Source organism: Candidatus Thioglobus sp. (assembly GCF_028599055.1).
GTDB lineage: Bacteria > Pseudomonadota > Gammaproteobacteria > PS1 > Pseudothioglobaceae > Thioglobus_A.
The window spans coordinates 1-6997 of sequence record NZ_JAQRMS010000066.1; the positions used below are offsets into that span (position 1 = coordinate 1).

General features: G+C 39.1%; 6 protein-coding genes. 2 read left to right on the top strand and 4 right to left on the bottom strand.

Annotated features, from left to right (window positions below; genetic code table 11):
* Nucleotides 1-435: AIR synthase-related protein (locus tag PSN35_RS05265; RefSeq protein WP_300030463.1), on the top strand; the 435-nt coding region annotated here is incomplete at its 5' end.
* Nucleotides 428-1528 (top strand): tRNA 2-selenouridine(34) synthase MnmH, encoded by a 1101-nt coding sequence (gene mnmH, locus PSN35_RS05270; RefSeq protein WP_300030466.1) that lies wholly within the window; start codon nucleotides 428-430, stop codon nucleotides 1526-1528. The genes PSN35_RS05265 and mnmH, both read left to right, overlap by 8 nt.
* On the opposite strand, the gene PSN35_RS05275 is transcribed toward mnmH, so the two are convergent.
* The 4 genes from PSN35_RS05275 to PSN35_RS05290 all read right to left on the bottom strand — a co-directional run bounded on the left by PSN35_RS05275 (nucleotide 1514) and on the right by PSN35_RS05290 (nucleotide 6542).
* On the bottom strand, nucleotides 1514-1780 hold the full coding sequence (locus PSN35_RS05275) for a 2Fe-2S iron-sulfur cluster-binding protein (RefSeq protein WP_300030469.1): 267 nt from the start codon (nucleotides 1778-1780) through the stop codon (nucleotides 1514-1516). The genes mnmH and PSN35_RS05275 overlap by 15 nt on opposite strands.
* Nucleotides 1781-1789: 9 nt before the next feature.
* Nucleotides 1790-2926 (bottom strand): class Ia ribonucleoside-diphosphate reductase subunit beta, encoded by a 1137-nt coding sequence (gene nrdB / locus PSN35_RS05280; RefSeq protein WP_300030472.1) that lies wholly within the window; start codon nucleotides 2924-2926, stop codon nucleotides 1790-1792.
* Between the two features lie 9 nt (nucleotides 2927-2935).
* The gene (nrdA, locus tag PSN35_RS05285) at nucleotides 2936-5212 is read right to left on the bottom strand and encodes a class 1a ribonucleoside-diphosphate reductase subunit alpha (protein WP_300030475.1); all 2277 of its coding nucleotides are present in this window, start codon (nucleotides 5210-5212) and stop codon (nucleotides 2936-2938) included.
* A 322-nt stretch (nucleotides 5213-5534) separates the two neighbouring features.
* Nucleotides 5535-6542: a 2Fe-2S iron-sulfur cluster-binding protein gene (locus PSN35_RS05290; protein WP_300030477.1), complete on the bottom strand. Its 1008-nt coding sequence runs from the start codon at nucleotides 6540-6542 to the stop codon at nucleotides 5535-5537.
* Nucleotides 6543-6997 lie beyond the last annotated feature (455 nt).

The following is a 6997-nucleotide window of genomic DNA, read 5'->3' on the forward strand; positions in this document are numbered from 1 at the left end:
ACCATGTGTCAGTTAAATGATATTGGCGCTAAATTGGCGACTATTGATGGCGTTAATGCTATTACCGATGTAACGGGTTTTGGCTTGGGCGGACATTTGATTGAAGTGTGCCAAGGCTCTAAGGTATCAGCAGTTGTTAATTATTCAACAGTACCCACTCTGCCAAATATTCATGATTATCTAGCCAATGGCTGCTCACCAGGCGGAGCGCAGCGAAATTTTGATAGCTACGGCCAACACTTAAGCAGCATGAGCAGCGAGGTTCAATCTATCATTTGTGACCCTCAAACCAGTGGCGGCTTGTTGATTATGGTAAGTAGTGAGGCGCAAGCAGTGTTTGAGAAGATGATGCAATCAGCTGGCTTTAACGCAAGCGCCATTGGTGAAATCCTACCATCAAATCACAACGCAGCAATTGTTACCATTAATGAGTAACCTACTCACTCAAATTGAGGATTTTCGCACGCTAGTTACTAGTGACACGCCAATGTTTGATACGCGTGCACCAGTTGAGTTTGCACAAGGCGCCTTCCCGCACACGATCAGCTTGCCACTAATGAGCGACAAAGAGCGTGAATTGGTTGGTACGTGCTATAAACAGCAAGGTCAAGACGAGGCCATTAAACTAGGTCATAAATTAGTCCAAGGCGATATCAAGCAATCACGAATTAAGGCTTGGACTGAATTTATTAAAAATAACCCAAATGGCGCTTTGTATTGTTTTCGAGGTGGGTTGCGCAGTCAAATTACCCAACAGTGGATTTACGAGGCAACCGGCATAGACTATCCACGACTCAAAGGTGGCTATAAAGCGCTACGTCGCTTTTTGATTGACGAAACAGATCGCATTATGGAAAGTGTCACCCCGATTGTTATTGGCGGTCAAACAGGTTGTGGGAAAACCTTGTTATTAGATAACATCACACCGATGATCGATTTAGAAGGGCTGGCCAACCACCGAGGCTCGGCATTTGGTAACACGACAACAGCGCAACCCACCCAAATCACCTTTGAAAATGAATTGGCCGTTGAACTTATTAAAAAACAAGACTACAGACATTTAATCTTTGAAGATGAAGGCGCAAACGTGGGTACTGTGCATATTCCTGAGTGCGTTAAACGTAAAACCGCCCAAGCGGATTTGATACTGCTAGAAGCCAGCACACAAGAGCGAATCAGTGTCAGTATGGATGCCTATGTGATTAATATGCATGCAGATTTTATCGATCAAGATGCTGAAAATGGCTTTAATAATTTTGCCAATTATTGGCTTAACAGTCTTGAGAAAATCCAAAAAAGACTAGGATTAGAGCGCTACAAAGTTATGAAATTGAGTGTTGATCAAGCTCTAAAAACCCAACAAACAACAAACAGTTTTGATGGATTTTTGCCGATTGTAGAATCACTGCTGGTTGACTATTACGACCCAATGTATAACTATCAAATTCAAAAGAAGTTGGATCGTGTTGTGTTTAAAGGCAGTCGATCAGAGGTGTCAGACTATATTGACGATCTAGCTATTTCTTGAGCCAATTTTAATGTCAGTGATCGGTTTAGCTTGACACGCTAAAATCTCGCCCTGAGACAAGGGCACCAAACAATCCTGATGTATCACATCACCTTTTAACAGTAGCAATACACAAGAGCCACAATGGCCTTGACGACATGAGTAGTTAATTAACACATTGTGCTCTTCAAGCTCGGTTAGGATTGATTGCTCGCCATACACATATAGAGATTCTGTTTTGCCGTTTATATTATCAACTTCAATCCTAAACATAGTGTCAAACTACAGCTTAAACTCTCCAAAGTCTGAATCAGATTCATCCAAAGTGTTGTCAATCGCACTCACCAAATAAGAGGTGATTTCAGTCTCTTGTGGGGCCACTTGAACATTATCAGAATCTAGCCAATGATTGATCCATGGTAGTGGGTTAGAGCGCTCCTCAAATAACGGCTTAAGGCCAATGGCAGTCATGCGAATGTTGGTGATGTATTCAAGGTATTGTTTAAGAATTTCAGCATTTAGACCAATCATAGAGCCGTCTCTAAACAAGTATTCAGCCCAATTTTTCTCCTGTTCGCAGGCATCTTTAAACATCTGAATAACTTCCTCTTCGCACTCAGCAGCAATGCTAGCCATTTCCGGATCATCCTTGCCATCACGAATAAGATTAATCATGTGCTGGGTACCAGTAAGGTGTAGTGCTTCATCCCTGGCGATCATTTTAATAATCTTGGCATTACCCTCCATTACCTTACGCTCTGCAAAGGCAAACGAACAAGCAAATGACACATAAAAACGCACAGCCTCGAGGATGTTAACCGACATAATGGTTAGATATAATTTACGCTTTAAACACTTAAGATCAATGGTGGTTTGCTCGCCATTCAGGTCATGCGTACCTTCGCCATGAAGCAAATAGGCCTGAGAGCATTTGATCAATTCATCATAGTGCTTAGAAACACTTTCAGCACGCTCAATGATTTGCTCGGTCTTCATAATGTCATCAAACACGGCACCTGGCTCATTCACAATAGCACGAATAATATGCGTATAAGAGCGTGAATGAATGGTTTCTGAAAAGCTCCAAGTTTCAATCCAGTTTTCTAGCTCTGGTAAAGAGACAATGGGTAAAAAAGCAATGTTAGGGCTACGACCTTGCACCGAATCTAACAAGATTTGATACTGCAAATTTGACAAGAAAATATGCTTTTCGTTAGGCAATAGCTTGGCAAAATCCATCTTATCTTTAGAGACATCAATCTCTTCTGGGCGCCAGAAAAACGACAATTGTTTTTCTGTTAACTTCTCAAACATTTCAAATTTTTGTTTATCAAAACGTGCCACGTTAACCGTATCGCCAAAAAACATTGGCTGAGTTAAGGTATCAACAATTTTTTTACTAAAAATAGAATACGACATATTAGCTCCCTATAATTTACAAACGCCGTCAGCACAGGCATTATCATCTTCTTTTTCAAGCATATCGTCACCGCCACCATCACGTGTTGTATGATAATAAAGCGTCTTAACACCGTACTTATAAGCCTTTAATAAATCCATTAAGAACAATTTCATTGGCACTCGATTACCCTCAAATAATGATGGGTCGTAATGTGTATTGGTACTGATTGACTGATCAACAAACTTTTGCATAATCGCACATAACTGCAAATAGCCGTCATTATCTTTAATATCCCAAAGCAGTTCGTACTTATCCTTAAGTTGCTGATAATCAGGCACAATTTGTTTAAGGATGCCGTCTTTTGATTGCTTGATTGACACAAAGCCACGAGGTGGCTCAATACCATTCGTAGAGTTAGAGATTTGTGAAGAGCTTTCACAAGGCATTAACGCCGTTAAGGTAGAATTTCTTAGACCCGTTGCCTTGATATCATTACGCAACTTTTCCCAATCCAGCTTCAGCTCACAGCCGCAAAAATCATCCACATCTTTTTTATAGGTGTCAATTGGCAGAATTCCTTGTGCATATTGAGTTTCGCCAAATGAAGGACAAGCACCTTTTTCATTGGCCAAAATATTTGAGGCTTTTAGTGAGTAGTATTGAAGCGCTTCAAAAGCATTGTGAATTAGCTCATTACCCGAACCATCAGAATATTTAGCGTTATTCTTAGCTAAATAATAAGCCATGTTAGTTACGCCAATACCCAGCGTTCGACGATTCATGCTCGCCAACTCTGCCGCTTTAATTGGGTAATCCTGATAATCCAATAAAGAATCTAAAGCGCGAACAATAATATCAGTCACATCTTCAAGCTCATCCAAAGACTCTAGTGCACCAAGATTAACTGCAGACAAGGTACACAAAGCCACTTCACCATTTTCATCCTGAACCGAATGCAGTGGTTTAGTTGGCAGCGTGATTTCCATACACAAGTTTGATTGACGAACTGGCGCCACCTTAGGGTCAAATGCACCGTGAGTATTGCAGTGGTCAACATTTTGAAGATAAATACGCCCTGTATTGGCACGCTCTTGCATAAACTTGGCAAACAAATCTCTGGCTTTAATAGTTTGCTTACGAATCGATTCATCTTGCTCGTACATCTCATACAAACGTTTAAATTCAGCCTGATCTTCAAAATAGGCATCGTACAAGCCCGGCACATCATGAGGCGAGAATAAAGTAATATTGCCATCAGCTAAAAAACGTTGGTACATTAAACCATTAAACTGTACGCCATAGTCTAAATGACGAATTCTATTCTCATCCGTACCGGTGTTATTTTTAAGCACCAATAAGCTTTCCACCTCAAGATGCCATAATGGATAGAATAGGGTGGCTGCACCACCACGAACACCACCTTGAGAACAAGACTTAACCGCCGTATGAAAATGCTTGTAAAAAGGAATACAGCCTGTGTGAGTTGCTTCACCATTGCGGATAGGGCTTCCAATTGCGCGAATTCGCCCTGCATTCACACCAATACCGGCGCGCTGCGATACATATTTAACAATCGCACCAGCTGCCGCACTAATAGAATCAAGATCATCGTCTGCTTCAATTAACACGCAAGATGAGAATTGGCGAGTCGGCGTACGTACACCCGCCATAATTGGGGTTGGTAATGAAATTTTAAAATTTGAAACGCCGTCGTAAAAACGTTTAACAATAGACATGCGAGCTTGCGCTTCGTACTCCTGGAACAGACACATGCCTACCAACATGTACAGCTGCTGCGGGGATTCATAAATATCACCAGTTACACGATTTTGAACCAAATACTTGCCTTCTAACTGCTTAACAGCGGCGTAAGAAAACTTCATATCACGCCAATGATCGATATACCCATCAAGCTCTTCAATTTCAGCTTGCGTGTATTTATCTAAAATATCTTTGTCGTAAATCCCTAAATCAGTAAATTTTTGAATATGCTCAAAAAGCGCAGGGGGTGTAAATGATTTAAAGGCTTTTTTACGCAAATGAAAAATGGCCAAACGCGCTGCCAAATATTGATAATCTGGTGCATCAGTTGAAATTAAATCTGCCGCTGATTTGATAATCGTTTCGTGAATATCTTCGGTCTTAATACCGTCAAAAAAAGCCAATTGTGCATTGATCTCAACTTGAGAAACACTAACCCCTTCTAAGTCTTGAGAAGCCCAGTGCACAACGCGATGAATTTTCTCCATATCAATCGGCTCTTGTTGGCCGTTACGCTTGGTGACTTTAATATTTTGATCCATATCCTCCCCCGAGTGAGAAACACTATATATAGTGTTATTTAATTTAACTGCAACTAAATATAGTGTGTTTCATGGTATTTTGCAAGGGGTGAAAATTCAGAAATTACACCAAAATCGCCACATAGTTTGCTACCAAAGGGATTGCGAGAATGAAAAAAAATTAAAATAATTTAAGGGGTTTTTTAAGCCAAAATATTAGCAATTTATGATGCGATTATATTACTTATTTTTAATAAAAAGCATAAGGCGCGCCGTAACAAGATTTAAGAAAAAATCAATTTAAAATAACCTTAAAAATATCCCATTTAACTTAAAAATGTCTCTAAATAGGGGAGGCGATTAACTGAGCTTCATCAAGGCCATTTTCAAGCAACAATTCACCCAAATAAATCAGCACTTCGGCAGGGGCGGAAATATAGAGTTCAGATTGATTAATCACTTTATGGTCTAATGAATCGTAAATCTGTTTTGCTACTTTGTGACAATCATTTTTACTCGATCGATCAAATTCACAAGCGATTGTTTGATAATAATAGTCATCCATTACCGCTTGCCAAGATTTAGCATGATTGTCCAAGTAAGGCAAAGGTTCAGTAATTGGATGAGCCCAATAAAAATAAATAGGATTTGACATTTCCAATGAAAATGCATGTTCAATCAAGCTTCTAATAGGGGCAAAACCACTATCCCAGGCAATAAACACCATGGGCTTATTAGAGGTTTCTTTTAAAACAAATACACCCTTAGGGCCAGTTAAATCAATTTTTGATTTAGACTTGATGGACTTAGAGAATATTGCTTGTGAAAAATCATCGTTTGCCAGTTTCCTAATATGAAACTCAAGCTCCATACCATAACAAGGACATGAGGCGATAGGGTAGCGAGCCAAAATTCCTTTATAGCTAAGCTCAACATCCTGGCCCGCCATAAATTGCAAGGTTTTATATCTAGGTGTTCGCACACTTACAATAGCCATGTCGTCACCCACAAAGCGTATATCTTTAACCTTGATCTGGATTTCTTGAAGTGCTATGGTGCGAACATCGCCTATTAAATCAACCTCCAGCTCAAGATTTGAACTAGGCGCCTGACAACACATTAAAAACACCTTATTAGCCAACTCATCATCAGATAAGGAAAAATCATGATGTTTTATTTGCTCAATATTGCCAGTCACAAGTTTGGCTTTACAAACGCCACAAGTGCCATTGCTGCATTCGTAACGTAGTGCCAAACCATGACGCAGTCCACCTTTTAAAACAGAATCTGATTCGCCACATTCAAAAGATTTATCTGCAGGCGTAAGGGTAATTTGATGAATATCAGCCATTGATACCCAACCCTTTCATGGCGCTCAATCGTAAAATAAAATTTATATCAGAGTTCATAAGACCACTTTACAAGCATCAAATAACAAATTTTAACTTAGCCATTTACACAAAACAGATTAATAACAAAAAGAGCTCTTAACTTATAAATCTAATTTATACGCTAATTTTATTATTTAAATTTTTTATACTCTTATTTGTAAAATATTTAACAGATTCTCTCAAAACTCAGTTCAGACTGTTAACATGTTTAAGCAATTGTCAAGAAAATAGTTGCTTTATCTACTTAAGCCCTTTTGTTTTCTTCAGTTTTTTTTAAATAATAAAAGGTTTTATGCTAAATAAAAAACACATTTAGCGATAGCTGCATTTGAGGACAGAAGAAAAGTAATGGCAAGACCTGCCGCTTTAATGTGTTTTTTATTTAGCATAAAACCTTTTATTATTTAAAAAAAAC

Excerpts from the sequence above, each read along its gene's own strand:
- mnmH (WP_300030466.1), top strand. The coding sequence starts at position 428 with ATGAGTAACCTACTCACTCAAATTGAGGATTTTCGCACGCTAGTTACT.
- PSN35_RS05275 (WP_300030469.1), bottom strand. The coding sequence starts at position 1,780 with ATGTTTAGGATTGAAGTTGATAATATAAACGGCAAAACAGAATCTCTA.
- nrdB (WP_300030472.1), bottom strand. The coding sequence starts at position 2,926 with ATGTCGTATTCTATTTTTAGTAAAAAAATTGTTGATACCTTAACTCAG.
- nrdA (WP_300030475.1), bottom strand. The coding sequence starts at position 5,212 with ATGGATCAAAATATTAAAGTCACCAAGCGTAACGGCCAACAAGAGCCG.
- PSN35_RS05290 (WP_300030477.1), bottom strand. The coding sequence starts at position 6,542 with ATGGCTGATATTCATCAAATTACCCTTACGCCTGCAGATAAATCTTTT.